This window comes from Dyadobacter soli, assembly GCF_900101885.1.
Classification (GTDB): domain Bacteria; phylum Bacteroidota; class Bacteroidia; order Cytophagales; family Spirosomataceae; genus Dyadobacter; species Dyadobacter soli.
Genome location: NZ_FNAN01000006.1, coordinates 46,862 through 73,049, shown reverse-complemented (window position 1 = coordinate 73,049; position 26,188 = coordinate 46,862). Strand labels below are relative to the sequence as shown.

The window sequence follows — 26,188 nt, the reverse complement described above, 5'->3', positions numbered from 1 at the left end:
TAAAACAATCCTTACAGGCCACTTGCTTGCATTCCTGAAAATTTTCAACACCTTCACCCCACAATTTTTACCAACAACATTACAATGAATTACATCGAACTGGATTTGAAAGTGGATCCCGAATTTTCGGAGATATTGATGGCGGAGCTGGGCGAGGCGGGGTTTGAATCGTTTGTGGAGACGGACGAGGGGCTGCTCGCGTACGTTCAGGAAGAGCTTTTTGAGGAGCAGGCAATCCATGATTTAACGGCCAAATACCTGGATTTAACGACAATAGCCGCAACCTGGAAATCGTTAGAGAGAAGAAACTGGAACGAGGAGTGGGAGAAAAGCTACGAGCCGATCGAGGTAGGTGACCAGGTACGCGTGCGGGCGACGTTTCATGAGCCCGACCCCTCTTTTACATACGATTTGCTGATCCAGCCCAAAATGTCGTTCGGCACGGGGCACCACGAAACCACGTGGCTTGTGATGAACGAGCAACTTAGCCTGCCTCATGAACGTCTTTCGATCATGGATGTGGGTTGCGGGACGGGGATCCTGGCAATTCTGGCATATAAATTAGGCGCGTCGCATCTGCTGGGCTTCGATATCGATGAATGGGCAGTGGAAAATACCCGCGAAAATTTCGCGATGAATGATCTGCCGGCGGATTCGGAAGTATTTCAGGGAACGATCCAGGATGTGCCGGAAGAAAAGATTTTCGGGGGAGTTCTGGCGAATATCAACCGGAATATCCTGCTGGCCGAGATCCCGACGTACGTAAAGCACCTCGAACCCGGCGGCTGGCTCGTAACAAGCGGATTTTATGAAACCGACCAGGCCGATATCGAACAATGCGCCGCAGAAAACGGCTTGAAAAAGCTTAGATCGAATACCCGCAACCAGTGGGCAACCGTTGTTTTTGAAAAAATCAAATAGTCCATTAGCTAATTGCTGAAAGCTGACAGCTACAAACCATGAAGATATTTCGCTTTGCTATACTGCTCTACCTGCTGACTTTTATCGGAAAAAATGCAACTGCACAGGGTGTCAAACTATCGGATGATCCCGCGCAGTTTATGCCTCAGCTCCGCAAAATGATGGACGGCAGCCGGAACCCGCAATTCATCCGCCCGGCTGCCCAGCTGGACAGTATCTGGATGTCGGGGATTAACCCGCAGCAGCAAGCGAAATTTATCGGGATTGTCAAGACGCAGGTGGCGAAAGGCCAGAAAGCAGGGCCGCTCATGGCATTGCTCATACGCAACACGCAGGCGCTCGCGAAGAAATCGCCCGATAAACTCGATGGTTTCCTCGATGTGGCAGCTAATGCAGGTGAAAAGTACGATGCCAAGACATTCCTAAAAGTATTACAAGTCAGCCTGCCGATCACCGAAAGCAACAAGTTGTACACCAGCAACTACAATAGCCTTTATTTACTGGGTGGTAACTTCAAATACAGGTTTGATACCAAAGCCGATTCGACAGTCGCGCAAGAGACTGCCGTTGCCAACGACGGCTGGGATACGCCGGTAGACACCAATTTTGTGATCGCGCCGAGGAAAGCTACGGCGCTACCTGTCATTGCCGGACCGCTGATGGATCTCGAAAACGCCACGTTTGCAATGGTTGCAGGAGGCGATTCGGTGGTTTTCGGGCCGGCGAATGGGAGCGTATCGTTGCGTGACGGTGTATTTGTAGGTAAAAACGGCAAGTTTACCTGGCAAACGGCGGGAGATTCGGGCATTTACGCGGACCTGGATGCTTATTCTTTTAATATAAATCACCCTAAACTAGTCGCCGAAAACAGTACCCTGCATTCGGACAATTACCTGGCGGCGCCGGTCAAAGGTACTGTCGAGTACCGCGGTATCAAGCGCATTAAGGGCCAGCCGGCACAATATCCGCGTTTCGTTTCGAACGATATCGATGCCCGGCTGAAAGAATCCCGCAAGAATATCGACTACAAAGGCGGCTATTCGCTCATCGGCCTTGACCGGTACAGCTCGGCTTTGAATGATAAATATTCGACCATCCAGGTTAAGTATCAGGAAAAACCGGCCTTCTCGGCACGCAGCAAGCGTTTCGCATTGAAAGACTCCGTTTTTACAGCGCATTGGGCATTGTATTCCATGCCGCTCGGTGCCGACTCGCTTGTTCACCCCGGGGTTACACTTAAATACAATGACGACGAGGGGCTTGTTACGCTCGGCCGGATGGACAAAACCGATTACGGCCCGCTGCCGTATAAGGATTCTTACCACAAAATGAACATCTGGTCGCAAGCCATGCGCTGGCGTTTCCCGACCGAGAAGGTGGAATTTTTGCGCATTAATGGCAAAACCGAGGTACCCGTTCGCCTGGAATCGATTGATTATTTCAAAAAGGAACGGTTTCGGGACATTGGAAAAGAATATGGCTTTCAGCCGCTGCTTATGGCTGCCAACTATGCCCAAACCACCAAAAAGACTTCATTCCTGCCGGACGAGCTCGCGAAGAAATTCAACCAGAAGCCGATCATTATCCGTAATGCATTGCAAAGGCTCGCACTCGACGATTATTTCATCTACAACAAGGAAACCGATGAATATGCTTTGAGCAAAAAGGGCGTCATGTACGTGCTAGCGAACATGGACAAGGCCGATTACGACAATTTCCAGGTCAGCGGCCAGTTCGCGGCAAACGATGAGGTTGCCAATGCGACGATTTACCTGCCCGACACCCTGCTTACAGTCCTCGGTGTTTCGAGATTCGTGGTCAGCGATTCGTTGAAAATATATGCAGTACCCGCCGACAAGAAGGTGGTTATCGGCAGAAACCGCAATTTTACGCTGAACGGGCAAATGGTTGCATCCAACTACCAGTTCCGCGGCCAGAATATCAAGTTCGATTACAACCAGTTTTTTGTAAACGTCGCACCGTCCGATTCGATCACATTTACGCCGCGTGATAAATTTGCCAAAGGTCAAAAAGGCGAAGTCGGCGGGCACGTGAAGTATGAAAAAGGCGGTACATTCTACCTCAGCGACCCAAAGAACAAGTCGGGGATACAGAAAGGCATTAAAAAATCGCCCCGGCTCGTCGTACCCGACGGTATGATCGTGTATTTCGATCAGCCGGAACGTGGGACGGTGCTCTACCCGCGGGAAGTATTTTTCAAGATCCCGAAGATCGATATGGACGGCCTCGACCAGCGCGACGTGATTTTCGAGGGTACATTTAATTCGAACGGCATCCTTCCGCCTATTCAAACTATCCTGAAAAGCATGCACGACAACTCGCTTGGTTTCGAATACAAACCGCCGGTTACGGATATGAAGCTCTACGAAGGCAAAGCATTGGCGAAGTTTACCGACACGCTGACGATGGATAACAACGGTTTGCATTCGAAAGCCGTTTTAAAATACCTCTCGGCCTCGATGACCGCTAAAAATGTTCTTCTTACCGCTGACTCACTCATGGCGACCGGAGAAGTAGCGAGTATCAAGGAGGCCACCATCGGCAAAGGCTATTTCCCGGCCGTTGCATTGAAGGATTATGCATTGAAATGGTATCCCAATGCGGACAGCATGTTTATCAGCACCACGGGCAAGTCTTTCGCTTTTCACCAGGGTACTACTAATCTCGAAGGAAGTTTGCTGCTGCGTTCGACGGGTTTGTATGGAAATGGTAAGTTGAAACGCGCCGATTCAGAGCTGACTTCTCCCGATATCAAATTCAATAAGGACGGCTTTTTAGCCAACAAATCCGAGTTTGCGATCAATAGCGGTGATGCGAAATCTACCAAGAAGCTATTGACCGGCAATAATGTCAATGTCGATTTCAACTTCAAAACCGGCATTGCGAACTTTGTGACGGACGAATCGGGCTTTGGCAATGATTCTTCGGGTATGCAAATCCCGACAGCCTCCTACCAGACGCTCATCGGCAGCGCAAAATGGGATATGACCAAGAAGACGATCCTGATGAAAGGTTTGGGCGAAACTTCTTCTTACACTTCCACAGACCCCAATCAGGAAGGGCTGACATTCAATGGCTCGGAAGCGATTTACGATATTCAAAAGGTGACCCTGAACATCAAAGGGGTGCCTTACATTCAGACGGCCGACGTTAAAATCATTCCGGACGGCGGTATGGTGGCCGTCGACGCCAAAGGTAAAATCGTTCCGTTGAAAAAGGCACGCATTGAAATCGATACCCTGAATGTATCGCACCACCTGCGCGATGCCGATATCCGCATCGACTCCCGCAACCACTTCGAAGGCTCGGCCACTTACCAGTACATTACGGCGCGGAAGGATACATTTAATATCAAGATGCAGAATTTCGAGCTTGTGGAGGTAGGTGCGACCGAAGAAAGCAAGCGGAAACCGAAGGATAAAGCTACCACGCCGGGCGTCAAATACTATACTACCGCCCGGGCCGACATTAAGGAGACTGAAAACCTCTTCCTTTCACCCCGCATTCAATACAAAGGGGCTATTAACCTCGTGGCCTACGAGCCGTCGCTGAAACTGGACGGCTTTGTGAAACCGGTGATCAAGTTCCGGAAGGATTTTCAGAGCTCGTGGATCGTTTACCAGGATTCTCCGGGCGAGTCGGTTTCCATCAAAATCAATAAAGACCTTAAAAACGAGCACGAAATCCCGCTTTCGGTCGGCTTACATTATAATGAAGCCAAAGGGATGTACATGAGCTTCCTTTCACCGAAGGATTCGGACGGAGACGAAGACATTTACCAGGCGCAGGGCAACCTCAGCTATGACGAAGACCTGAAAGCTTTCCGCGTAAACCCGCCGCCAGGCGCCGATGGGCTGATCGACGAGGGCAGCGCATTGAGTTTTGACGATAAAACCGGCCTCGCCACCTTCGCAGGACCATTTAAACTTATGCAAGCCAACTGGCTCCAGACCGTCGGTAGCGCGGAAGTACAGGTGGATAGCTCGAAATTCCGTTTCAATACGATGCTGCTCTTCAACGCGCCCGCATTGACGCCGATCGCGCCGACGCTCACAGCGAAAATCGTCGAGACAAATCTTGCGGAATCAAACAGCACCGCCGCGGATGACGATCCCGAACAACTGAACCGGAAACTTTCTGCATTGATCGGCCCGAAAGGTGTAGACGCGTACATGAAACTGACAGCCGGGGGATATAAGCCCATTTTCGAAGCATCGCCGCTGCTGGATATCCCTATGGTGCTTTCGAATGTAAACTTGCATTGGTCTCCCGTACATAATGCTTACTACTCGCAGGGGCCGATCGGCGTGTCGCATTTTGGGCGCAACAATATCAATGCGCAGATGACCGGCGTCCTGGAACTGCGCCGTGGCGTGGAAGGCGATGAGTTCAGCCTCTATCTCGAAGCTTCGCCGGATGTATGGTATTATTTCGACCTGAAAGCAGGTGAGTTGGGGGTCGTTTCATCGATGCTGGATTTCAACGACGAGATCGTCGCGAAGTCTAAAAACGTGAAATCCAAGGACATGACTCTGGTGAGCATTGGAACTGAAGAGAAGGATATGTTTGTTAACCGGTTCGATGATTTCTATCAGCCTGCCTTGAAGAAAGCGAAGCTCGTGAAAACTGCGAAGAAGAAGGCGGCACCCTCCCAGGCCGAAGAAAAGAAGAAAAAAGCGGAACCCACAGAAGGATTCTGATGCGATTAGCGGCATTTACCATAGTTTCTGCTATTTTTTTAAAAATTGTATACAGAATTGCAGTTTTCGGCCGCATTTGCTTGTAAAATCCTACAACTATCGTATTTTTGGGAGAAGCTTTTTGTAATTTAAATTTATCTTTGAATAGTACAAAATGAGTGTTGCCTTATTAATAGTTGCGGTTGTTGCTGCTTATTTGCTGGGTTCCATCCCAAGTTCAGTCTGGTACGGCATTGGGTATTTTGGAATAGACGTCAGGAAACACGGCAGCGGTAACGCGGGTGCCACCAACACGTTCCGGGTATTAGGCAAACGCGCAGGGACAGTTGTAATGCTCATCGACGTACTGAAAGGCTGGACGGCAACGTGCCTCGCTTCCATGCTTTTTTACATGAACGAAATCGGCGAAACCGAGCTGTTGATGTACAAGATCATCTTCGGGATCATCGCCATTATCGGTCACATCTTCCCTGTTTTTGTGAATTTCAAAGGCGGTAAAGGCATTGCCACGCTGCTCGGAATGGTACTCGCCATTCACCCCGAGCTTGCTTCCGTTTGTATTACCATATTTATTCTGACACTAATCGCTTCACAGTATGTGTCGCTGAGTTCCATCCTTGCAACGCTGGCATTCCCGGTACTTTCCTGGACGGGCGCTTTCGGGCATCCTGAGCCGTTGCTGGTAGTGTTTGGCTTTGTGATGTTTGTCCTGGTTGTTTTTACGCACCAGAAAAACATCGTGCGCCTGCTCAACGGCAACGAAAACCGCGTCAATATCTTCGCCAAGTCGAAGGTGCGGAGCTGATATTCTTAATCTAACCTTGTTAATCCCAACCCCTGAGGCACAACCTTAGGGGTTATTTTTTTAACTTGACCGCCGATTCAGTTAAGACTAAAAACAACCATTCAATGCAAGAATATATTGATAAAAACCGCGACCGGTTTCTGAACGAGCTGCTCGATCTGCTACGCATCCCGTCGGTAAGTGCCGATTCGAAGTTCAAACCGGATATGCTTAAAGCTGCGGAATATGTGCGTGACCGCATTGCAGAAGCCGGCGCCGACCGTGCGGAAATCTTCGAAACAGCAGGCCACCCGGTCGTTTATGGTGAAAAAATCATCGACCCCACATTACCGACTGTACTCATTTACGGTCATTACGACGTCCAGCCAGCCGATCCGTACGAGCTCTGGAATTCTCCTCCCTTCGAGCCCGTCATCAAAAACGACCGCATTTACGCGCGCGGCGCCTGCGACGATAAAGGGCAGTTTTATATGCATATCAAAGCCCTGGAAATCATGCTCGCGACAGGTACGCTCGCGTGTAACGTGAAGGTGATGATTGAAGGTGAAGAAGAAATTGGGTCTTCAAATTTAGGGACATTTGTCCGGGAGCATAAGGAAATGCTGCAATGCGATACGATCCTCATTTCCGACACCAGCATCATTGCGAATGATGTTCCATCGATCGAAACCGGGCTTCGTGGACTGACTTATGTTGAAGTGGAAGTGGTCGGAGCGAACCGGGATCTGCATTCCGGCGTTTACGGCGGCGGCGTGGCTAACCCGATCAACGTTCTTTGCGAAATGATCGCGTCGCTGAAAGACGAAAACGGCCACATTACCATTCCCGGTTTCTATGACAAAGTGCAAGGGCTAAGTGCCGCCGAGCGTGCCGCATTGAATGCAGCACCATTTGATTTGGAAGAATACAAACAGGACCTCGATATCGACGATGTCGCCGGCGAAAGGGGTTATACAACCATTGAACGAACCTCCGTACGTCCCACGCTGGACGTAAACGGCATCTGGGGCGGCTACATCGGAGAAGGCGCGAAAACGGTGTTACCGTCCAAAGCGCACGCTAAAATCTCGATGCGCCTGGTACCAGACCAGAACGATGACGAAATATGCGAAATCTTCACAAAACATTTCGAATCCATCGCCCCGGCTTCTGTAAAAGTAAAAGTAGTACCCCATCACGGCGGCCTGCCTTACGTAACGCCAACGGATTCCATTGAATACCGTGCTGCGGAACTGGCTATGGAAGAGTCGTTTGGCAAGAAGCCTATCCCTACCCGCGGCGGAGGCAGCATTCCTATTGTAGCGCTCTTCGAGCAGGAATTGGGCTGCAAAAGCATTCTGATGGGTTTCGGACTGGATATCGACGCATTGCACTCGCCGAATGAGAGCTACGGACTGTTCAATTATTACAAAGGCATTGAAACGATCCCGCTGTTTTTCAAACATTATGCGGCATTGAAACGGTAACGGAAATTTCTACAAATATTGCGGTGCTCCGCACCTTGGCGTCCAGGTGCAGAGCACCGCGATATTTGTAGGTGCAGCGCACCGTAATATTTGTCGGTAATGCAAATAATGCGTTCCCTATTATCGCTTCCGCCGCTGTTCGCGTTTCATCTTTTTCAAATTCGCGATCGCAGCTTTCGCCTCTTTATCCTGGCTCGACTTCTTGTCGGCGCGGTCATCAGCGAGTTTGTAATAGCGCAATGCCTCGTCGTAATCCTTTTTATGCTCGGCGATTTTGCCTAAACCTAACAGCGACGACACGTAATAGCCCGCATTCATGGAATTGGTCTGCGTCGAATAATCGATCGCCTTCTTGTAGTATTCACCGGCCGCGTCGTAATTGCGGTGGTAGTTCATATTGTAATAAGCCAGCACATAAGCCGCATTCCGGCCGCTTACGCCTTCATAACCCGGCATTCCCTGGTTGATTTTGCCGATAATATTCTGCGCGGCCTGCTCCGCTTCGGCCATTTTGCCTGTTACAAACGCCGTGCGGCAGAAGTACCGCTCGAAGTAAGGGTTGTTAGGATAAGTCTGCCACATGTATTTGGCCATTTCGTATGCCTTGCTGTACTCGTTCTCCATGCTGTAAATCTGCAAGAGGAAATACCGGGCCTCCACGCGTGTGTAGAATGCATTGTTACCAACTTTTTCCAGCTGTTGTTCGCCAAGCTTCTTGTTACCTTTCGGGAATAGCGCGAGGATCGGTTTCAGGATCGGATATTCTTTGGGTACCCATTCGGCATAATAGTTGTACAGGCCGTCGCCAAACAGCAATTCCGGCGAGAGGTCACCATTACCCTTGCATTGTTCGAAATATTTCAAAGACTTTTTACCTGCAAATGCCGCCTTCGCCCAGCTTTCGCGCTCGGCGTAGAGCCTGCCTTTGAATGCATAAGCGGCTGCGAGGAAGAATGCAGGTTCGATTTTACTTTCCTGATCATCGTACAATTCCTCGGCAAGCGTTATGGTCGAGTCCATGTGCGCGAGAAAGGTTTTGTCGTAAGATTCGTTCTCTGTATTAGGTACAATTTTCCACCACTCGGCCAGGCCCATTAAAAAATGGGGCATAGGGTGCTTGGGATACCGGTATTTGAGCCACCGGAACTCCGCATCCGCTTCGTAGAACTGATAATTGTACAATTTATTGATCGCCTCGGTCGACTCGATCTGTACGCCGGGATTTTGGAGGACCATCGCATACTTCTTGTCCAGCTCCGCCGAGGAGTACAGCTGCGCGGTGGCAATGTGGCTTGTAATTACAGTTAAGCAGCAGAATATGATTATGTTGGCAACCGTTCTTTTCATAGCAGGGGTAAATCTGTCCTATTAACGCCGGATTTATATTTTGCGTTTGTCAGCAGCCCGGATTTTAAAAAAAGAGTTAATATTGATCCTCAGAGTATTTGACACGTTCCGCGCGGCCTTGTCGCGTTTGAACCTGATCCGCACTTCAAAATTATGATTAACATTCTGGATAAAACATTTGTCCCTTTTATTTCGCGCGAAACGATCGAAAAACGCATCTCCGACTTAGCTGCGGGCATTAATTCCGATTATGCGGATTCGTGTCCGGTATTCATCATCGTGCTGAACGGCGCATTCCTCTTCGCGAGCGAGCTGGTCAAGAACATTTCACTGGCTTGCGAGATCAACTTCATACGGCTTTCTTCCTATTCCCAAACATCCTCGACGGGCTCCGTACGGGAGATTATCGGGATGGATGCCAGCATTGCGGGGCGCGATGTGATTATTATTGAAGATATTGTTGATACCGGCCTCACAATGTCGCAACTGATCACAAAAGTGAAGGCCATGTCGCCCAAATCCGTCGAAATCGCTACTTTGCTGCACAAGCCGGAGGCTTTGAAAACGCCGGTCGATATGCGCTATGTCGGGTTTGAAATCGAAAACAAATTTGTGGTCGGCTACGGCCTCGACTACGACGGCATCGGCCGCAACCTCGACGCGATTTACGTCCTGGCCTGATCCCTCTTTTTTACCAACGTTCTAAATTCAAGACCTTTATGTATATCCAATTCTTTGGCGCCGCACGCACCGTTACCGGAAGCAAGCACCTCATTACCACCGAAAAAGGAACCAAAATATTACTCGATTGCGGGCTTTTCCAGGGCATTCAAACGGACGAATTCAACCAGGAGTTCGGTTTCAAACCGGCCGACGTCGATTACGTAATCCTCTCGCACGCGCACATCGACCATTCGGGCCTGCTCCCGCGCCTCGTACGCAAAGGCTTCAAAGGGCCGATCTATTGCACCGCTGCGACCGCCGACCTTTGCCGCGTGATGCTGCTCGACAGCGCCCATATCCAGGAAAAAGACCTTGAACGAATCAACAAACGCCGGAAAAAGCAGGGACGACCGCTGCTTGAAGAATTGTACAATGCCGAAGACGCCGCGCACGCATTAAGCCTTTTCAAAACCGTACGGTACGGCCAAACCTTCTTTTTAGGGGAAGAAAACGAAATTTCCGTGATTCTGACCGACGCCGCGCATTTGCTGGGCAGCGCCGCCGTGCATTTGAGCATTCCCGACGGCGGGACTTTCAAACAAGTGACATTTACAGGCGATATCGGCCGTCCCGAGGACCGTATCCTTCGCAAACCCGAAGAGTTTCCGCAAGCCGATTATATCATCTGCGAGTCGACGTACGGCGACCGCCTGCACGAGAAGGAGATCGATATGCACGCGCATCTGCTGCGCATTGTGCAAGAAACGTGCGTGCAGCGCCGCGGAAAGCTCATTATCCCCGCCTTCGCGATCGACCGTACGCAAGAGCTCATCTACGCCCTCGATCAACTTTCGAGTTCCGGCCAGCTCCCGCAAATTCCGGTGTACATCGACAGCCCGCTCGCAATCCGCGCCACGGCCATTATGAAAGAGCACGACGAATGCTTCAACCCCGAAATCCTCGACTACATCGAAAAGGACGGCGACGCGTTCGCATTCCCGTACCTCAATTACATTTCCGACGTCCAGCAATCCATCGCTCTCAACGACCGCAAGGAGCCGTGTATCATCATTTCCGCCTCCGGAATGGCCGAAGCGGGGCGTATCAAGCACCACATCGCCAACAACATCGGCGACCCGAATTCGACCATCCTGCTCGTGGGTTACGCTTCCGCGAATACTCTTGCAGGCGCATTGAAGCGCGGCGACAAGCAGGTGAACATTTTCGGTGAGCGTTTCGAGGTTAAATGCCGCGTCGAAACCATGGATTCCTTCTCCGGCCACGGCGACTACAACGAAATGCTGGCATTCCTTTCCTGTCAGAAGCCGGAGCGTGTGAAGGAAGTGTTCCTCGTCCACGGCGAATACGAGACGCAAATTGCATTCAAATTGAAACTGGAAAAGGCCGGATATCGGAAAATTCACATTCCGGCGCTCTATGAAGGTGTAAAAATTTAAGTTTTTCGCATTTTTTCAGCTTTTGAAACCAGAAACGCTTGTAAAGTCCAAAACAAGATTACTATCTTTGCGCACCGATTTCAGGCCGAAGTGGTGAAACTGGTAGACACGCACGTTTCAGGGGCGTGAGGGAGCAATCCTGTGCGGGTTCGAGTCCCGCCTTCGGCACAAAACGGAACTTTTGCGATAAATCGCTGGAAGTTCCGTTTTTTATTTTAGCTAAATCGCTGTTTATCTGGTAGATAAACGAAGCTACCTCGTTGATTTTTCCGGTTCGATAACCGCTTTCTGAAAATATGAGCTTTTCGGGAAATATCGAACCAATAATTTCCCGCTTCATTTTGATATCCGCTCCGATATAGGTCTTATCAAGCCTGGAAAGCACTGCCAGCACCTTTTCAATCATCTTATCAAGGCCCTGAACACCTCCGGCATCGTTTGTCAACTCGGTTAATCTTGCTTCCAGCCTCAATAGTTTCTCTTCGATCTCGGTTTTGATTGTTTTGTAATCTTTGGGATCGATATCTGAAGACAACAAAAGTTCTCTGGCTTTTGCTAGCTTAGCACTAAGTTCATCAATTTTGTTAAGCAATTGCCGCTTTTCATTTTGAGATGTTTTTGCTTGATCCGAAAACTCGTCGGTTACTAATTGGCGGAATATTTCGGCCGTCGCTTTTCTCGGTGTGAATTTTTGTAGTTCACTAACAAAGGCATCGTTGACGAGCCCCGCCGGGTACCGACATCCACAGGAAGCGACACAGTGGTAGTAGTGGTAACGCCCGTTCCGGCCTTTCGAAGCGCTGGCTGTAAGCATTCGGCTACATTTGGGGCAACCCAAAAAGCCCCGGAGCGGGAACATTTCATTGGACAGCTTTTTCACGTTCGGCCTGTATCTTTTACGCCTTCCATCGATCGCATCCTGCACATCATAAAATAATTTTTCCGAAATCAACGGTTCATGCTGGCCATCTACCAAGCGGTACTCTTCATCTTTATAGCCCCTTACCACGATCTTTCCAAAGTAAACCGGGTTTCCTAACGCGCGCCAGAAACAAGTATTGCTGCATTTGAGCCCCCTCCGCGCCGCCTGCCTTCTCACCTCTTCCACGGAATAGATCCCTTTGGCTACCTCTTCAAATGCCCATTTCATCAGCCCAGCATCCGGCTCGCGTAGCGCAATATACTTTCTTCCACTTTCGGCTATCTTGTTCACATAGCCCACTGGCGCCACACCCATATACCTTCCCTCCTTTTTGGCACGTCGCATCCCATGAAAAGTATTTAAGGCCCTGCGGTCATTCTCTACTTCGGGCGCAGCCAGGTAAAAGGCCAACATCATTTTATTTTCGGGAATTGAAAGATCGAGCGGCTGTTCGATCGCCTGTGGCTCCACTCCTACTTTTCTCAGGATATTGATCATTTGATAGGCGTCGCCTGCGTTCCGGCTGAAACGATCCCATTTAGTAAAAAGCACCAAGTCTGTTTTCCCTTTCGACTTTTTCAGTTCAGCTAGTAAAGCCGACCACTGCGGGCGATCAAAGGTCTTGGCTGAATGATCTTCGTAAACGACCTTTCTGACACCTATCCGGTTGATCTCGCAATATTTCCGAAGCACTTCCTCTTGTCCCCTCTGGGAATATCCTTTGTCTGCCTGCTCGTCGGTACTGACCCGCACATAGAGATCCGCTATTTTCATATGTTCAATGTCGATGAATATTGTTACTGACTGCTCCTTCTAATGGATTGGTGTGTATTAGCCATTCCCTTTAAACACCTGATTTACTGCTATTTTAGCCATTCTCTTCAAAAAATCCAAGATCAATGCTGCCTCCTCAGTGGTAATTTCCAGACCTTCCTGTTTATACAGCTGCACAATCTTTTGTAGGGAAATCCCACTTTTACAATTCTTCTCCATACCCTCCCTGCTTACTTTTGTTAATCAGGAAGCTAGTAATGATAGATCGTTTACAAGTTCCTATCATTCCGTAGGGAATAATAAGAATGTTTTTAAAAGAATTTGAGAAGGAAAAAGGGCCTGAGAGATCCAAGCCCTTTGAAAAAGTTTCAATAGTCCGCAAACACATGACCCTCATATTCGCTGTACTCTTCCATGAACAAATCCCTTGCGAAGGCCTCGTAGTCAAAGTACTTTTCCAGCATAGATGGCACGCCAGACAGCAATCCTGTCTCTTCGATGTACTGATAAGCGTATTCAAGCTCTGGATCTTTCATCGATCCACCAAAGAATCCACGGTAGCTTTCTCGGAAACTTTCAAGTTGGTCTTCCAGCTCGTACCCATTAGATGGCCAATAGTTGATCTGCTTACAATAAATCTCGAATGCCTCGGCAGTCTCATCGTCGATTTCACAGATAGCCTCAAAGTAGGCAAAAGCTTCTTTGTGAAGGCTGCATTCTGATATCAAAAAATCCGGGATGTTCTCCCAGTCCTGGAACATCAGTTCGGGGTCGAATTCATTACGATGAAACTCGTGGCAGTCTTGCAGGAATTCTTTGAGATCAGCATATTCGGTCAGGTCAAACCATTTACCGAACAGCGATCCACTATTATACTGACCATAGGTTCCAACATAGATTTTTGGAGCATTTTCGAGATTTCTCATGATCGAAAGGCATTTAAATAGCTTAGGCCCGGCTTTGTGCTCAGGGCAATCGCTGCCTTCCACTCAATGAAAAAATGATGGGGCTCGTCCCCTTGGTTGCATGCCCATCCGGCGGTTTAAGGTGCGGCTGGCTAACGCGGGTTCAGCTAAAAAGCCGGATGACGTAGTGCAGGCTTGCAACCGTCATTTTTTACTTTGTAACTTTCGTTTGCACTGAACGCATCTTTTAATGATTTTTTTCAGCAATCTGAGCAACTGAAAAAAGGTATGTAGTCACCTCTCCCACTAAACACTGATTGCAGCTATTCGATCTTCGAAAACCGCTTCGGCTAATTCTAGCAAGCGTAACACCCGGGAAGAAATTGAATGAACTTCTTGTTCGCTGATCTGATAGTCCGGATTGTATCTGGCCCCGAGATATGCTTCTTCTAGAAGCTCTAAAAGCCGTTCTTCATCGGGCGAACCGCCAGGGAAGATGTCATTCAACTGAGGAGCTAATCTATGGTTAAACCTTTTGAGTGATCTGATGGAATGCGTGCGCCGTTCGCTTCCATAGAGCGCAACTGCAGCGCTACGAAAAGTCGTTTCAGCAGCTTGTTGCAGCATAAACATCGACAGAGCTTGCTCGTTTACTTGTTGGTAATACTGTGCTCCCTCAAAAAACTTTCTGGCTTTGCTAATTCCGACCCTAAACGCGTGCCTTGATTTTTCAATCAGTTGCCTGAGGGTTTTAGGGAGCATTTTTGGTAATGGCGTAACACTCCGTTGGTATACTAGGTTTTCGCTGGTACAGGCCAAAGAGAAGTATACTTGCCCGCTGGTAAGTGCCTGATGAATATCCGACAATTTGTGGACTGAGCAACAGAGCTTTCCATCCCCGGCGTTGAATAACTCAACGATGGGCTGATGCTCTTTGACGGGCTTTTGGTTGTCATCGGCAAACACAATCAGCAGATCCCTGTATGGCTTTTGCTCAGTTGATTCAGGCGCAGGATGCTTGACCTCAAATATTAGAAGTGGATCGAGTGCTGCAATTAGCAGTTCTATGATGGCTTTACTACCCGCCAGTTTGCCAAGCCGGCGTTTCTGAAATGGAATTCCTTGATCGCTTCTTGAAATCAGGTAAACGGCTTCGAGAAGAGATTCCAACAGTTCATACTGAATGATTTCAACACATTCGCCAGTGGCCTCGCAGATACTCACCTTACTTAACCCATATTCCACCCAGTCTTCCAAAATCTCTTGCCATTGGTCATAGCCGTAAGTATTAAAAACGCGCTTAATCGCCAGAAGGGGCTGCACGGTCTCAGGGAGTGTCAATCTGCGGATTATTCCGCCATGCCGGTCGTTGAGCTCGCGGACATCACGCATGTACTGCCGATCGGCTTCAATTTGTGCATGGCTGAAAGGCTGAAAATCGCTGGTGTTCAACTCGACTCCATCTTCCTCGGCAACCTCTAGCAGAAGCCTACATGCCTTGATGATCTTTTGCAAATGTCTGTGGAGACAAAGTACCGTCGACGGATCACCAAGAAATGAAAACGGTTTCTCTGTGGTTACTGCTTTGAGGAATTGCCAGAGTTCGACGCGAATGAATTCCAGATCGGTCGCGTGAAAGAATTCTGCGACCAGATCACGAGCGTCGGCAAGCTTCTGTTCGGTCGAACCCCTACTTTCGCTTGTTGTTAAATTTACAATCTCCATAGGCTTCTCTTTTTTTGACAAAAAAGAGGCCGCGGATGAGCGTGCCGAACCACAACAAGTTGTATCCTACCAAAGAGCGTTGGTAAAACACTGCTCGCCGCCTGTTGACCTTAGCGTAGATATTCCCTTTATTTGTAACCATGAGCACAGCAACAAAACCAAACCATGTCGGTCAGAAGATCGCCCGGATTCGTGAACTTCGCGGTCTTAAGCAGGAAAGCCTTGCCTACGAGCTGAAGGTCAGCCAGCAAACGGTATCCAAAATTGAGCAGAGCGAAATGGTTGATGAAGAGTTGTTGGAGCAAATCAGCAAAGTTCTCGGCGTTTCAGCGGAAGGGATTAAGAATTTTAATGAAGACGCTGTGTTTAACTACTTCAATAACTTTAATGATAATAGTGCAGGAACATTCAACCATCATTGCACCTTTAATCCACTCGATAAGCTTGTAGAACTTTTCGAAGAACACAAAAAGTTATACGAGCGTCTATTACAAAGCGAACGCGAAAAGCTAGAATTGCTTAAAGGAAAGTAAGATTAGGCCTGAGACTTTCTCAAAGGTTGTCAGATAAGCTTACAACCTTGGCCGCTTTCCTGGTTTCAGCGATTGTTCGGGCTGTTCATCCTCAAACGTACTCTACGGTCTGTGAACAGCCTGGCTCAGGCGCATACTCGTTTCCTGCCAATCGAGTTTTCTATCAAGTAATTTGATTGGCACCGAAAAATCGATGTCCTGGTGGTACAGTAGACTTGTCTTGGCAATCTGCGGACTGGCCTGAAGATATTTGTCTGTATACGCCTTTACGAGCAGCCCCAGTGGTAACTTTTCCAAAAGAGAATAGACATAGATAAAATCTTTGATTCGGCTTCCGTTTTGTACGATTGCTGAAAGCTTCATTGCACCGATATCTTCCAAGGAAAGCATTCTGATCCCACTCGTTAGCTCTACGGGTTTGATAAGCGGGTATTGATGACTGATGAAATCCACCTTGACATCATCGATAAATCCGAAGACGCCATTCTTAACCGTTTTCTCGTCTGTCAGCCCATAGACCACTTTAAGATGCTCGCTGACGGCAGCGGAGTCAAAATCTTTGCCGGTGAAAAGATCAATGTCGACGGAAATCCTGTGACCTAACTTTAAGGACAGTGCCGTTCCAACAACAAGGTAAAACTCCGCAAGATTTTCATCGGCCATTAACCGGCGAATCAAAGCCAGTGTGCTGGCCTCGACTGTTTCTTCGTGTAGCATAGCATTTCCTCTTTTTTGATCGGAAAGTATGTGCATGCCTCTTCAATGGCATAATCCGGTAAAAAGACAATTTCGTTTTTAAGAGTGTCAACGACTTTTTGAAGCCCGTAGAAGCGGACTAATTCTTGCCACTGTTCTTCTTTACCACGCTCGATGATCCGGGCGATTACCGTTTTATAGGACGCCTGCCAGTCTATCTTCTCATAGTCCAAATCCCAAAACCATTTGGGGCCAAAATCAGGTTTTTCAAGTGTTGTTGGCTGCTGCATGATCATCAAGGTAAGAGATGTCGGAGGCTTTTAGGCTCAAAAGTTACGAATCTATCGTGAAATCAGCCGCCTGTAAGCAAATAGCTGCTCACAGGCAAGTGCATTTTTTCCGAGTCAGTCACAGTTTTGGCTTTTCTGCCGCGAGGCTTGCCCGTGTATTCAGGTTTGGTGCTTCTGTCTCAATAGCCAGTTCGAATCCTTCGGTAGCCTTATCAAAATCAAAAGTCAAGCTTTTGAAAATCAGCTTTTTGTTTTCATAATCAACTCCACCTTTTTTCAATATAACAGCCAGCGGGATTACGTGTCCCCTGCCACTTTTCTCGAACGAAAATGTCTGATCTGAATTGGCGGCCGGAACAAGGTATACCGATTTGATTTTTCGCTTTCCGTCCTGTGTCCCGATTTTAAAATTGGCCTACTCTGGATCAATTCCTAAATCGCGAAGCGCCGTGGCCGGAAAAACGAGCTTGCCAGAATTAGAAATGTAGCCCGTCGGAAGCGGCGCTGCTTTTGCTGCGGCTTTGGCTTCCGGAACGTTTTCCTCTGGAGAAAAGAATTTGATAGCTTTCAGTTTCATGATGTTATAGGTTACTTTGGGCTAAAATAACTCATTCTCCCTAGAAACTGGCATTCAAATGCCCAGGCCCTGCTTCTTCTGCCTGTTTTGCACCTGCTTTGGCTGCTCTTTCACCTCGATTCCGATGTTTTGAGCCAATCCTTTTTCAATGGAGGCTAGCGAATAGCTCCGTCCTAAGTCGGAGCCTTTAATCTTGATATTTTTCTGCAGATGATAGAATGCGATACCTCTTCCGACATAAGTTTTGTACCCCTGGGCTAACAATTTCGCTTTGAGCTCATCGATCGATACTACTGTATTTAAAAGCTCGTCGACGGATGATTTAAGTTTCAGATGCTGCTTGTCGGTCAGGACATTTTCAAGCCCCTGCCGCTTATTGATCCTCATTTCCGGTGCCTGGATTAATTCAAGCCGTTGTTCCATTCTGCGACAGAATTCGCCTGTTCTGGAGTAGTTATGAAAGTGCTTTGAGGTGTTCTTACCATTGAAATCAATGCGGTTGGCAACGATATGAAAGTGCAAATTAGCGTTATCCTCATGTTTGAAAACCAGCATCTGGTTCTGTTCAAACCCAAACTCCTTGGCGAACTCGTTGGAGATCTCTGCGATCGTTTCGTTGCCGGGCTTCTCGCCCGGCGCGAAGCTAAATGACTGGTGCCACATGAACTTTTTCAGGTTCGTATTTTGCATGTGATTACTGTTAAACTGGTTGATCAAATAGTTTAGGTCCAGTTTCCCGTCTGCATGCATTTTTATACCCAGGTTCTGGATATAAACCAATTCCCCTCGAACATCTTGTTCGTCTAGCCTTTGCCGCATCTTTGCGGAGACATGCTTGTCGTAGTAGCAGTATTCAATTAACCCTTTCGCGTAGCTGCCGAGTGTCGCCTTTCCAATCATAATCTCATCTTTTTCAGGGTTGCATTTACAGCTTTTTCAATCTCAGCGTGAACGGAGGTTGCATCAGTTTGGCTCCATGTCCAGAATGGTGTTAGTTCTTCAAGAGTCTGTGAATAGTAGGCCTCATATTTTTGCTTCAAATCACCGATCAGGCGGCTGGTCGAACTGCATCTTAGCAGTAGCTGATGTTTGCCTTCGGTTTCAGGTAGCATTTGAGAAAGATAAGAGCTGAGCTCGTTTGACCAATTCAGCAGCTCTTCGAGCGCCTTCTTTATGCTGCGGATCTCAAAGCTTTCAAACACCCAAAGAGTGATAAGATCGGCGAGCAGCCTCACCCGCTGGCTACTGTGCTGCCACTGGTCTGTAAGCATCTGGTGCCCCTTGGTTTTTAGGACCGCTAGTGATAAAACGCCGGAGAGTTGTTGAAGCGCCCTAACTATTTCAGCAGTTGCCTTAGGCAGCGCCCTTTTCTGTGGCCTTTTAAAAGGCACATCAAGCGCCAAGGTCAAAAAATATTGACTGGCGGAAAGCCCGCTTTTTTCAATGAGCTCATTAATCTGTCTTTTCTGATCAGCGCTTACCCATACTGAAAAGTGTTCCCGTTTGGCCGTGCCTTTCTCTTTCAGCGGTCTGCCTTTTTGTTTCTGATTTTCCATGTGTCTTTTTTGATTAGCTATGAGCCGGAAGGCGAATAGCAGGGGTCCAGGGGTTTTCCCATGGCCAGCTCCCGCCGGGGAGTCGCATTTCGCGACGTACCGGCGATAGCTGGCTAGGAAGGAAAACCACCGCAATGCATACGAAAGTTTACAAATGGCCGTGTTTGGCAACAAAAGTTCATAAAAGTCCACTTGGCCGTTTTTGGCCTTATTTTCGGCCTAAAGGCACAAGCACGCGTTTATTTTTGTGGTCATAGACATAGTCCTCTCCAACCATCATATTTCCTTTGGAGGGGGCAGGACGGAGCACCAAATAGTTACCCCCGCCCCTTTCAATAACCTGTCCACCTTGCATGAGCAGCACATAGTCCGAAACATTTTCATAGGTATCGATAATGCTTCTTAGCTTCTGAAAACGCTCTTCTGTATACGCATACCAAAAAATCAGTATCGAGATTATCGTTGCGGCTATGGCTGCCGGAGCTGTGATCCCCAGAGCATAAAACAAAGCTTCACGGGTCGAACCAAAATGAACCGCTCTTTGGCTTGTTTTAATCTTGGTCTGCGCTTGGCCGATGGCTTGCGTACAGCTTTTAATCTCGGCAGCGAGACCGGCAAAATTTTCATGGATTTCTTCCAGCAGCATCGAAGTCCAATCGTCCATCAGGTGCCCATACTTTTGTCCGTACTTCCCATTTAGCCGGTTGAGAAGCTCCCTCAGCTGATCATTCATAGCCGAAATGGTCTCTAAGTTCCTTCGTCAGACGTATCCTTGCACCTGGCCGATACTGTTCCAGGCTGTACCCGTTTCTAATGCCATCCAATATCTGGATACCCAAAAGACTGTTGGCATCGAAATCCCCGAATTGCCGGTGCTTGATGCCAGTTGCCAGGCACTTTTCTGCGAGCTCGTTAGACAAGGTTGGATACTGTTTGAAGGTATACATGTTTTCCCAGGCAACAATCTCAAACTGCCCATCCAGAACTTCGAACATCTTCCGAAGGTATTCCGCGCAGGCAAGGTATGCCCCGCCTGCTGCCATGACAATGTGGAAAGTAACCTCAAAGCCCAGCTCATCACACCACGCCTTAAAGTCCAGATCGCGTGATATTAGAGCGGGGAATTGTTCGCTTTCCGGCGCGCCAAAGTCCATGTAGATTTGCTCAAAAGGACAATCTATCAGACTTTCCAGGTATCCCACAAATAAGTCCCTGACCAACACATCCCTTTTGTCAATCAGCGACACGCTTTCCAGCCTGTCCTGTCCCAAAAACAACAGTTGTCTGCTGGATGTTTTGGTGGAGCTGTCGACATCGACAAATAAGGAGGAGCCGTCCGTTTCAGACAATGCCATCAGATAAGTGTAAAGACTCTTGCCCACGCCACCTTTGGCTTGGAGTATAAAATGAAATTTACGTTTCATGTTTTTTTCTTTTTGGTGAATTTCGATTCAACTATCAGATTGTCTATTAGGCTGATTTTTTCCGGATCGGTCCAGGTCCCATTCAGCCCCGTTGCCGAAGCAGTTTCAGGTTTCTGATCCTTTGCCCGGCTAACCGGCGCGGAAACAGAAGAATGCGAAAGTTTTTTGAGCGGCCTTTTTTTGAAGTGGTAGCGGCAGAACTTAATGTCTGTACTTTTTATCAGGCCTTCGCGCTTCAACTCCCAACTGATCTTATCCGCGATGTAAGCAGCTGTCAGATCCGAATGGATCAAATCTTGGTAAAGCCGGTAAAGCAAGCGCCTTCTTTTTTTATCCCGCCTCTCAAATAAATCGACCAATGTTTCTTTATCCATGAGATTACCCGGTCTAAGCCGTCGTCAAATCCAGATCACCACCTGTGTCTGTTTGAATCTGACGTTCACCGCCCGCATTCTTTACACCCTCGGGTATCAGCTCCGACCTCCATCTATGCGCATTAGCCCTGATGTACTTAATATCGCCGGTTGAGACCACTGGTTTGCCCAGATCTTGATTGATCAACTCTACCAGAAAGCCCATTGAATAGTACTGCGCGAAAAGCCGCTGATAATGCATGTAAAGAAACATTCTTCTCTTGACGTCCTTCCGCTCATAAAGCATCAGCAGCATCTCTTTTGTTAGTGATACAGGCTCCATCGTTATGCGGTTTTGGTTACTATTAAGAAGCTATCTTCCGGTATCCGATGACAGATATAAAGCCTGCCAGTTTGAGCGCATCTGTTACATGGCGGTGTCGGGCCAAGTTTCACCCGCGCATGCCTCGGGCAGGAAACCTGGTTTGCGAAACACTGACCGGATTTTCCTCCGGTCAATTTTGGATGGACTGGTTTCAGGCCTAAGAGCATAAGGCTTGAAAAAGTGGATTGCAGATTTTTCATTTGCGAACTGTTTTTATTGAACATATCGCAAATCTCACCTCAGATTTCGGCAATAACGTTCCTGATATTCCGGCAGGAATAAAAAGAATTTTTACCGAAATTTTAGAGACAATCCGGCTTCAAAGATCTCGCAATAAGAGCCGGCATTCGGTCACATATTTGTGGCGGGGCCGGTTGGATGAGCAGTTGAACGTGTCAAGTTGTTCGGTTTGAAAGGCCTTAATAAAGGATTTTTGTGAGATGTCATGTGAGAGCCAGCTATTAAACAGGCCTGCCACCTGTGGAGCAGGCAGTTGCCTGTCAATGTGCCCCTGCTTGCCAAGGGTATAATAGATCGCAGCTAGTTGAAGCCGGCCGCCTGTGCTGCTATTGCGGAATTGATAGAATCCTGGTTTCTCTGAGCTTGTAATCCATTGCTCCCTGAGAAGAATATCAACGAGCCTCCGGAATTTGTCCTGTTTCTCAGCTTTATCTTTCCCCTTCAATATCTGATAAAAGTGTTCAAAAGCAGGCTTTTGGGGTGCCATCTTTTCTTTGGCCTGCTTTGTTTCCTGAAAAAACTGGTCGAATTCGGCTTGCAAATCGTTCTTCCAATCAATAACTTCAATTGCTGAACCTGCTTCACCGCTGAAAGTAACTAGCCACTGGTATATGTCTTTGATCGTTTGGCGTTTGGCTTCAAAGGAACTGTAATCTGGTCTGGACAGAAGGTTTCGAAATATTTGAGGGTTGTTTTTCAGCACAAACCTGATCCTGGTCCGAAGCACATTGATGTGCTGGCGCTTATAGGCCGGAATCCACCAGTAGGCGATAGGCTTTTCCAAATGCTGAGCGAACTCATCTAGAAAGCTTGATGTATCGTCGTCTATCGAAAATGACAGCCGGTTATGATACAGGATCAGCATCCTGTTCAGACATGTTAATTCGCTCTGATAGAAGCTTCCATTGAATTCTTCTGATAGATATTTGAATAATGGATATTGTAGATTGGAATGCAGGTTCATCTCTATCTCTCCGTTTTCGTTACACATTTTACCTACTAGACGTAAGATAACAAAGTGCAATGAAATTAGGGACAAACTCTGCGACAATTCGGAATAAATCTACTCCAGAGACTTAGTTGAGTATGATTAAAACAACTGTTCCAGCAGTTCAGCTATTTAAATTCTCCTAGAGAATTTGTATTCTGGCAATATTATCTAGACATCAGCGAGTGCGCTTTGCTCATCCATAATTACCCGGCGATGTTTTGTACCCCACGTGGCAAGACCATGAATAAGATCCTGTAATGTCCAGCCGTATTCGGTCAGATTATATTGGACGGTCACAGGCTGCGTATCCAATACGGTTCTCTTTACAAGCTTATTCATTTCCAGCTCTTTGAGTTCCTTACTCAACTGTTTGTTGGAAATACCTTCAAGATCATTCAAAAGATCCGAAAACCGTCTCTTGCCATAATAACACATTGATGAAAGAATGGATATTTTCCACTTTCCACTCAGAATATCCATAGCGTCGTGAATCGCCATGATATCCGCCTTGTGACATACTTGCTCAGCCATAGGTTACCTGGTTACCTGAAATATACTGTTACTTCTAGTAACCAAGTTACTAATGTAAATGTTCCCTCACTAGTTTTGTAGCTCTTTAAAATGATAGAAAAATGGATTTCACGAACAAGCATGTCATTATAGTTGGCGGGAGCCAGGGAATTGGTCTTGCCACCGCTAATGCATTCATCCAGCATGGGGCAACTGTGCTAATCACCGGGAGAAGCCCGCAAACTTTGCAGAGAGCAGCCGAAGAAATAAATAGTCCGAATCTACAAATAATGGCAGCTGACACCTCCAACATGAACGGGATTGCCGACTTGGAGAAGTGGGTAGCAGAGCGCGGCAAAAAAGTTGATGTACTGTATCTCAATGCTGCTATTGGCGTCTATGCGGCGATTCAGGACGTTACGGAAGCTGATTTCGATGCGCAGTTCAACACAAATGTCAAGGGTCACTTTTTTACACTTCAGAGGCTCATACCGCATCTGGCTGATGGTGCGTCGGTGATCTTTACTTCGTCTCGTGTAGCAAGTGCGGCAGGTGTAACAAGCAGCATATATTCTGCAACGAAAGCTGCCTTGAACAAGATATCCGATGTTGCAGTCAATGAGTTGGCTGATCGCAGAATCCGGGTAAATATCGTCAGCCCTGGTCCAATTCAGACTCCTGGGTTACTCTCGGTAGCGCCAAAAGAAGTTCAAGGCTTCCTTGCTTCAAGAAGTGCGCTTCAACGACGGGGAAATGCAAACGAAGTTGCTAACACGGTATTGTTTTTGGCATCTGATGACGCTGCCTATATCAACGGCGCCGATATAGCTATCGACGGCGGATCGATTCAGTATATGCTTAAATAACAAACTGTTGATTACGAAAGAAATGGCCATGCATTATTGCTTCTGGCCATTTTTTTTGAGAGTACAGCAATTGAGCCGGCAAGAGAGTCTGCAAGCCACAATACCACGAGACACATGAAATGTGTACGATCTTAGCTAGGCCCATTTTGTCTCAAATTCCGTGCGTTTTGAGAGAACCGGTGATATATCAACTTACTATATGTTTAGTTATAAAATACTGTCTTAAATGATTATCTCAAATTTCTATGTCTTATTTTTTATCTTTGGCTGAATAAGTGAGACAAATGATATGATTTTTGGATATGCCCGGGTTTCGACCCAAGACCAGAACCTGAACCTGCAAATTGATGACTTGAAAAAATCCGGTTGCGACAGGATCTTTCGGGAGAAGGTGTCTTCGGTCAAAGAAAGGCCCGAGCTCAACAAGCTACTCGACATGGCTAGGGCAGGGGACACCATCATCGTTTGGAAACTCGACCGGCTCGGGCGCTCGTTGAAAGATCTAATTCATCTGATCAATGAATTTCAGCAAAAGCAGATCGGGTTCCGGAGCCTGAACGATGCGATCGATACAACGACCGCGCAAGGCCGTTTAATCTTCAACATTTTTGCATCTCTGGCAGAGTTCGAGCGTGACCTGATCCGGGAACGGACGAAGGCCGGGCTTTCTGCTGCACGCGCCAGGGGTAGGATGGGAGGCAAGCCCAAAGGACTTAGCAAAGCGGCGATGTCCAAAGCACATGCCGCCAAGGCACTCTACGATAAAAAAGACAAGACCGGGGAAGAGATCGGAAAAGTGTTGGGTATTAGCAGGGCCACGGTCTACCGGTACATCAAAGAGATCGAGCAGCAACAGCGGTCTGTCAATGGAAAACAATTCTCAGAGCAAAAATAGATACCATGCAACAAACGGTCGCCTTCCTGTCCGAATGGGGTAACGACGCCCTTGATTTTTCTAAGCGTGGGGCCGAAGTGCCTACTACGCATTTCATCGTTACAGCAATCATTGTAGACAAAGAAGATATTGCACTTGTAAAGCGGGTTGTGCAGGCCGTGCGTGACCGGCACTTCTCAGGCGCTGCCTTGGATTCTGATCTAATAGGTAACAACCACCCCAAGCGAAAAGAGGTCCTGGAAGACATGGACGAAGCACCGTTCAAGGTTTTCTCAGTCATAGTCGACAAGCGGCAGTTGATAGGAGAGGGGCTGCGTTACAAAGGCTCATTTTACAAGTTCCTTCACAGCCTGGCAGACAGGGAGCTGTTCCGGCTGCTACCCAATCTTGAATTGGTAAGTGATGAATTGGGCGACAATACGTTCATGACAGGGTTTGTCAAGTACATAGAGCAGAACCATATCTCTAATTTGTTCAGTGAATCTACATTTGGGTTCGTAGGATTTGAAAACAATGATTTGGTCCAGGCGGCGGCTTATATCGCCGGCACGCTCGCGCGCTGCTATGACGAGACGGTCATCACCGACCACCGAGGCGAATTCATTGAATTGCTCCGGCGCAAATTGCTCTCTATTCAGTTTTTCCCAGACTCCCTCGGTAACATTCCGTCAACCGCGCCAGCTAACGGCCGGGATTACAATGAGACACTGGCCACCTTGAGTATCAATCTGGCTAATGATTTTCTGCACCGCAAATCATTGAGCCCCGTTCCGCAGGTGAAAGACCAGATAAGTTGTTTGGGATACTTGCTATTTCATTTCCGGCATATCAACCCCACCCGTTACATAACAAGCTTTGAATTAATAGAACACATCAAAGCAAGGACAGGTAAGAAAGTTTCCCTGCATTACTTTCAGACAAAGGTGATTGCCCAGCTCCGTGATGCCGGCGTGCTGATCGCAAGTAGCTCGCGCGGATACAAGCTGCCTGCAAGCCAGGCCGACCTTTATGATTTTGTTAGCCACAGCAACACGATCATTGCGCCGATGCTGTCCAGGGTGAAGCGATTCCACGACCAGGTCCATTTGGCTACCTCAGGAGAAATCGATATTTTGGAACATGACCAGTTTGCGTTGATACGAAAGGTTATAGTAGACGTCTAAACT

Annotated in this window: 26 protein-coding genes, 1 tRNA gene and 1 pseudogene; 11 read left to right on the top strand and 17 right to left on the bottom strand. The window is 47.8% G+C overall.

The window, feature by feature from the left end; all coding sequences use genetic code 11:
- The first annotated feature begins 84 nt into the window (after nt 1–84).
- The 4 genes from prmA to BLQ88_RS10630 all read left to right on the top strand — a co-directional run bounded on the left by prmA (nt 85) and on the right by BLQ88_RS10630 (nt 7,913).
- Nucleotides 85–921 carry a 50S ribosomal protein L11 methyltransferase gene (gene prmA / locus BLQ88_RS10645; protein WP_176884968.1) on the top strand — a complete coding sequence of 279 codons (837 nt, stop codon included), beginning with the start codon at nt 85–87 and terminating at the stop codon, nt 919–921.
- A gap of 38 nt (nt 922–959) precedes the next feature.
- Entirely contained in the window at nt 960–5,642 is a 4,683-nt protein-coding gene (locus tag BLQ88_RS10640; protein WP_090149081.1) for a hypothetical protein, read from the top strand.
- 154 nt (nt 5,643–5,796) lie between these two features.
- On the top strand, nt 5,797–6,447 hold the full coding sequence (gene plsY, locus BLQ88_RS10635) for a glycerol-3-phosphate 1-O-acyltransferase PlsY (protein ID WP_090149078.1): 651 nt from the start codon (nt 5,797–5,799) through the stop codon (nt 6,445–6,447).
- A gap of 65 nt (nt 6,448–6,512) precedes the next feature.
- The gene (locus BLQ88_RS10630) at nt 6,513–7,913 is read left to right on the top strand and encodes a dipeptidase (protein ID WP_262485699.1); all 1,401 of its coding nucleotides are present in this window, start codon (nt 6,513–6,515) and stop codon (nt 7,911–7,913) included.
- Nucleotides 7,914–8,033: 120 nt separating this feature from the next.
- On the opposite strand, the gene BLQ88_RS10625 is transcribed toward BLQ88_RS10630, so the two are convergent.
- Nucleotides 8,034–9,260: a tetratricopeptide repeat protein gene (locus BLQ88_RS10625; protein ID WP_090149076.1), complete on the bottom strand. Its 1,227-nt coding sequence runs from the start codon at nt 9,258–9,260 to the stop codon at nt 8,034–8,036.
- Between the two features lie 153 nt (nt 9,261–9,413).
- Between BLQ88_RS10625 and hpt the strand changes: the two genes are divergently transcribed.
- From hpt to BLQ88_RS10610, 3 genes are all read left to right on the top strand, one after another.
- A complete protein-coding gene (gene hpt / locus BLQ88_RS10620) occupies nt 9,414–9,941 on the top strand; it encodes a hypoxanthine phosphoribosyltransferase (protein ID WP_090149073.1) in 528 nt (175 codons plus the stop codon).
- 38 nt (nt 9,942–9,979) lie between these two features.
- Nucleotides 9,980–11,380, top strand: coding sequence for an MBL fold metallo-hydrolase RNA specificity domain-containing protein (locus BLQ88_RS10615; protein WP_090149071.1), 1,401 nt, complete (start codon nt 9,980–9,982; stop codon nt 11,378–11,380).
- 84 nt (nt 11,381–11,464) lie between these two features.
- Nucleotides 11,465–11,548: transfer RNA gene (locus BLQ88_RS10610), tRNA-Leu, on the top strand.
- Nucleotides 11,549–12,293: 745 nt separating this feature from the next.
- Here the strand turns inward: BLQ88_RS10610 and BLQ88_RS37165 are convergent.
- The 4 genes and pseudogenes from BLQ88_RS37165 to BLQ88_RS37160 all read right to left on the bottom strand — a co-directional run.
- Nucleotides 12,294–13,076, bottom strand: a pseudogene (locus BLQ88_RS37165) (recombinase family protein); the annotation flags it as partial.
- A gap of 57 nt (nt 13,077–13,133) precedes the next feature.
- A complete protein-coding gene (locus tag BLQ88_RS36730; RefSeq protein WP_176884967.1) occupies nt 13,134–13,295 on the bottom strand; it encodes a hypothetical protein in 162 nt (53 codons plus the stop codon).
- 149 nt (nt 13,296–13,444) lie between these two features.
- A complete protein-coding gene (locus tag BLQ88_RS10600; RefSeq protein WP_090149068.1) occupies nt 13,445–14,002 on the bottom strand; it encodes an antirestriction protein ArdA in 558 nt (185 codons plus the stop codon).
- 285 nt (nt 14,003–14,287) lie between these two features.
- Entirely contained in the window at nt 14,288–15,706 is a 1,419-nt protein-coding gene (locus BLQ88_RS37160) for a HEPN domain-containing protein (protein ID WP_229212657.1), read from the bottom strand.
- 140 nt (nt 15,707–15,846) lie between these two features.
- On the opposite strand from BLQ88_RS37160, the gene BLQ88_RS10590 reads away from it, so the two are divergent.
- Nucleotides 15,847–16,239, top strand: coding sequence for a helix-turn-helix domain-containing protein (locus BLQ88_RS10590; RefSeq protein ID WP_090149066.1), 393 nt, complete (start codon nt 15,847–15,849; stop codon nt 16,237–16,239).
- 102 nt (nt 16,240–16,341) lie between these two features.
- On the opposite strand, the gene BLQ88_RS10585 is transcribed toward BLQ88_RS10590, so the two are convergent.
- The 12 genes from BLQ88_RS10585 to BLQ88_RS10535 all read right to left on the bottom strand — a co-directional run bounded on the left by BLQ88_RS10585 (nt 16,342) and on the right by BLQ88_RS10535 (nt 23,282).
- The gene (locus tag BLQ88_RS10585; protein ID WP_176884966.1) at nt 16,342–16,956 is read right to left on the bottom strand and encodes a nucleotidyl transferase AbiEii/AbiGii toxin family protein; all 615 of its coding nucleotides are present in this window, start codon (nt 16,954–16,956) and stop codon (nt 16,342–16,344) included.
- Nucleotides 16,914–17,225: a DUF6922 domain-containing protein gene (locus BLQ88_RS10580; RefSeq protein WP_090149797.1), complete on the bottom strand. Its 312-nt coding sequence runs from the start codon at nt 17,223–17,225 to the stop codon at nt 16,914–16,916. Before BLQ88_RS10580 ends, BLQ88_RS10585 begins: the two co-directional genes overlap by 43 nt.
- A 118-nt stretch (nt 17,226–17,343) precedes the next feature.
- On the bottom strand, nt 17,344–17,505 hold the full coding sequence (locus tag BLQ88_RS37155; RefSeq protein WP_229210956.1) for a hypothetical protein: 162 nt from the start codon (nt 17,503–17,505) through the stop codon (nt 17,344–17,346).
- A gap of 135 nt (nt 17,506–17,640) precedes the next feature.
- Nucleotides 17,641–17,802, bottom strand: a complete 162-nt coding sequence (locus BLQ88_RS37150; RefSeq protein ID WP_229210957.1) for a hypothetical protein — start codon at nt 17,800–17,802, stop codon at nt 17,641–17,643.
- Between the two features lie 54 nt (nt 17,803–17,856).
- Nucleotides 17,857–18,702, bottom strand: coding sequence for a relaxase/mobilization nuclease domain-containing protein (locus BLQ88_RS10570; RefSeq protein WP_090149063.1), 846 nt, complete (start codon nt 18,700–18,702; stop codon nt 17,857–17,859).
- The gene (locus BLQ88_RS10565; protein ID WP_090149794.1) at nt 18,699–19,358 is read right to left on the bottom strand and encodes a plasmid mobilization protein; all 660 of its coding nucleotides are present in this window, start codon (nt 19,356–19,358) and stop codon (nt 18,699–18,701) included. Before BLQ88_RS10565 ends, BLQ88_RS10570 begins: the two co-directional genes overlap by 4 nt.
- Nucleotides 19,359–19,566: 208 nt before the next feature.
- Nucleotides 19,567–20,091, bottom strand: coding sequence for a hypothetical protein (locus BLQ88_RS10560; protein ID WP_090149062.1), 525 nt, complete (start codon nt 20,089–20,091; stop codon nt 19,567–19,569).
- A complete protein-coding gene (locus BLQ88_RS10555; protein WP_090149060.1) occupies nt 20,084–20,782 on the bottom strand; it encodes a P-loop NTPase family protein in 699 nt (232 codons plus the stop codon). The genes BLQ88_RS10560 and BLQ88_RS10555 overlap by 8 nt, the downstream gene beginning before the upstream one ends.
- On the bottom strand, nt 20,779–21,156 hold the full coding sequence (locus tag BLQ88_RS10550) for a hypothetical protein (protein WP_090149059.1): 378 nt from the start codon (nt 21,154–21,156) through the stop codon (nt 20,779–20,781). The genes BLQ88_RS10555 and BLQ88_RS10550 overlap by 4 nt, the downstream gene beginning before the upstream one ends.
- 13 nt (nt 21,157–21,169) lie before the next feature.
- Entirely contained in the window at nt 21,170–21,478 is a 309-nt protein-coding gene (locus tag BLQ88_RS10545) for a hypothetical protein (RefSeq protein ID WP_090149057.1), read from the bottom strand.
- A gap of 361 nt (nt 21,479–21,839) precedes the next feature.
- On the bottom strand, nt 21,840–22,724 hold the full coding sequence (locus BLQ88_RS10540; RefSeq protein WP_146151654.1) for a hypothetical protein: 885 nt from the start codon (nt 22,722–22,724) through the stop codon (nt 21,840–21,842).
- A 195-nt stretch (nt 22,725–22,919) separates the two neighbouring features.
- Nucleotides 22,920–23,282: a winged helix-turn-helix transcriptional regulator gene (locus BLQ88_RS10535; protein WP_090149054.1), complete on the bottom strand. Its 363-nt coding sequence runs from the start codon at nt 23,280–23,282 to the stop codon at nt 22,920–22,922.
- Between the two features lie 101 nt (nt 23,283–23,383).
- On the opposite strand from BLQ88_RS10535, the gene BLQ88_RS10530 reads away from it, so the two are divergent.
- The 3 genes from BLQ88_RS10530 (at nt 23,384) to BLQ88_RS10520 (ending at nt 26,185) form a co-directional block, all read left to right on the top strand.
- Nucleotides 23,384–24,127: an SDR family oxidoreductase gene (locus BLQ88_RS10530; RefSeq protein WP_090149052.1), complete on the top strand. Its 744-nt coding sequence runs from the start codon at nt 23,384–23,386 to the stop codon at nt 24,125–24,127.
- A gap of 289 nt (nt 24,128–24,416) precedes the next feature.
- The gene (locus tag BLQ88_RS10525; protein WP_090149050.1) at nt 24,417–25,022 is read left to right on the top strand and encodes a recombinase family protein; all 606 of its coding nucleotides are present in this window, start codon (nt 24,417–24,419) and stop codon (nt 25,020–25,022) included.
- A gap of 5 nt (nt 25,023–25,027) precedes the next feature.
- Nucleotides 25,028–26,185, top strand: a complete 1,158-nt coding sequence (locus BLQ88_RS10520) for a DUF3800 domain-containing protein (RefSeq protein ID WP_090149047.1) — start codon at nt 25,028–25,030, stop codon at nt 26,183–26,185.
- Nucleotides 26,186–26,188 lie beyond the last annotated feature (3 nt).

Coding starts and splice junctions, on each gene's coding strand:
- prmA (WP_176884968.1), top strand. CDS start 85: ATGAATTACATCGAACTGGATTTGAAAGTGGATCCCGAATTTTCGGAG.
- BLQ88_RS10640 (WP_090149081.1), top strand. CDS start 960: ATGAAGATATTTCGCTTTGCTATACTGCTCTACCTGCTGACTTTTATC.
- plsY (WP_090149078.1), top strand. CDS start 5,797: ATGAGTGTTGCCTTATTAATAGTTGCGGTTGTTGCTGCTTATTTGCTG.
- BLQ88_RS10625 (WP_090149076.1), bottom strand. CDS start 9,260: ATGAAAAGAACGGTTGCCAACATAATCATATTCTGCTGCTTAACTGTA.
- hpt (WP_090149073.1), top strand. CDS start 9,414: ATGATTAACATTCTGGATAAAACATTTGTCCCTTTTATTTCGCGCGAA.
- BLQ88_RS10615 (WP_090149071.1), top strand. CDS start 9,980: ATGTATATCCAATTCTTTGGCGCCGCACGCACCGTTACCGGAAGCAAG.
- BLQ88_RS36730 (WP_176884967.1), bottom strand. CDS start 13,295: ATGGAGAAGAATTGTAAAAGTGGGATTTCCCTACAAAAGATTGTGCAG.
- BLQ88_RS10600 (WP_090149068.1), bottom strand. CDS start 14,002: ATGAGAAATCTCGAAAATGCTCCAAAAATCTATGTTGGAACCTATGGT.
- BLQ88_RS37160 (WP_229212657.1), bottom strand. CDS start 15,706: ATGGAGATTGTAAATTTAACAACAAGCGAAAGTAGGGGTTCGACCGAA.
- BLQ88_RS10590 (WP_090149066.1), top strand. CDS start 15,847: ATGAGCACAGCAACAAAACCAAACCATGTCGGTCAGAAGATCGCCCGG.
- BLQ88_RS10585 (WP_176884966.1), bottom strand. CDS start 16,956: ATGCTACACGAAGAAACAGTCGAGGCCAGCACACTGGCTTTGATTCGC.
- BLQ88_RS10580 (WP_090149797.1), bottom strand. CDS start 17,225: ATGCAGCAGCCAACAACACTTGAAAAACCTGATTTTGGCCCCAAATGG.
- BLQ88_RS37150 (WP_229210957.1), bottom strand. CDS start 17,802: ATGAAACTGAAAGCTATCAAATTCTTTTCTCCAGAGGAAAACGTTCCG.
- BLQ88_RS10570 (WP_090149063.1), bottom strand. CDS start 18,702: ATGATTGGAAAGGCGACACTCGGCAGCTACGCGAAAGGGTTAATTGAA.
- BLQ88_RS10565 (WP_090149794.1), bottom strand. CDS start 19,358: ATGGAAAATCAGAAACAAAAAGGCAGACCGCTGAAAGAGAAAGGCACG.
- BLQ88_RS10560 (WP_090149062.1), bottom strand. CDS start 20,091: ATGAATGATCAGCTGAGGGAGCTTCTCAACCGGCTAAATGGGAAGTAC.
- BLQ88_RS10555 (WP_090149060.1), bottom strand. CDS start 20,782: ATGAAACGTAAATTTCATTTTATACTCCAAGCCAAAGGTGGCGTGGGC.
- BLQ88_RS10550 (WP_090149059.1), bottom strand. CDS start 21,156: ATGGATAAAGAAACATTGGTCGATTTATTTGAGAGGCGGGATAAAAAA.
- BLQ88_RS10545 (WP_090149057.1), bottom strand. CDS start 21,478: ATGGAGCCTGTATCACTAACAAAAGAGATGCTGCTGATGCTTTATGAG.
- BLQ88_RS10540 (WP_146151654.1), bottom strand. CDS start 22,724: ATGAACCTGCATTCCAATCTACAATATCCATTATTCAAATATCTATCA.
- BLQ88_RS10535 (WP_090149054.1), bottom strand. CDS start 23,282: ATGGCTGAGCAAGTATGTCACAAGGCGGATATCATGGCGATTCACGAC.
- BLQ88_RS10530 (WP_090149052.1), top strand. CDS start 23,384: ATGGATTTCACGAACAAGCATGTCATTATAGTTGGCGGGAGCCAGGGA.
- BLQ88_RS10525 (WP_090149050.1), top strand. CDS start 24,417: ATGATTTTTGGATATGCCCGGGTTTCGACCCAAGACCAGAACCTGAAC.
- BLQ88_RS10520 (WP_090149047.1), top strand. CDS start 25,028: ATGCAACAAACGGTCGCCTTCCTGTCCGAATGGGGTAACGACGCCCTT.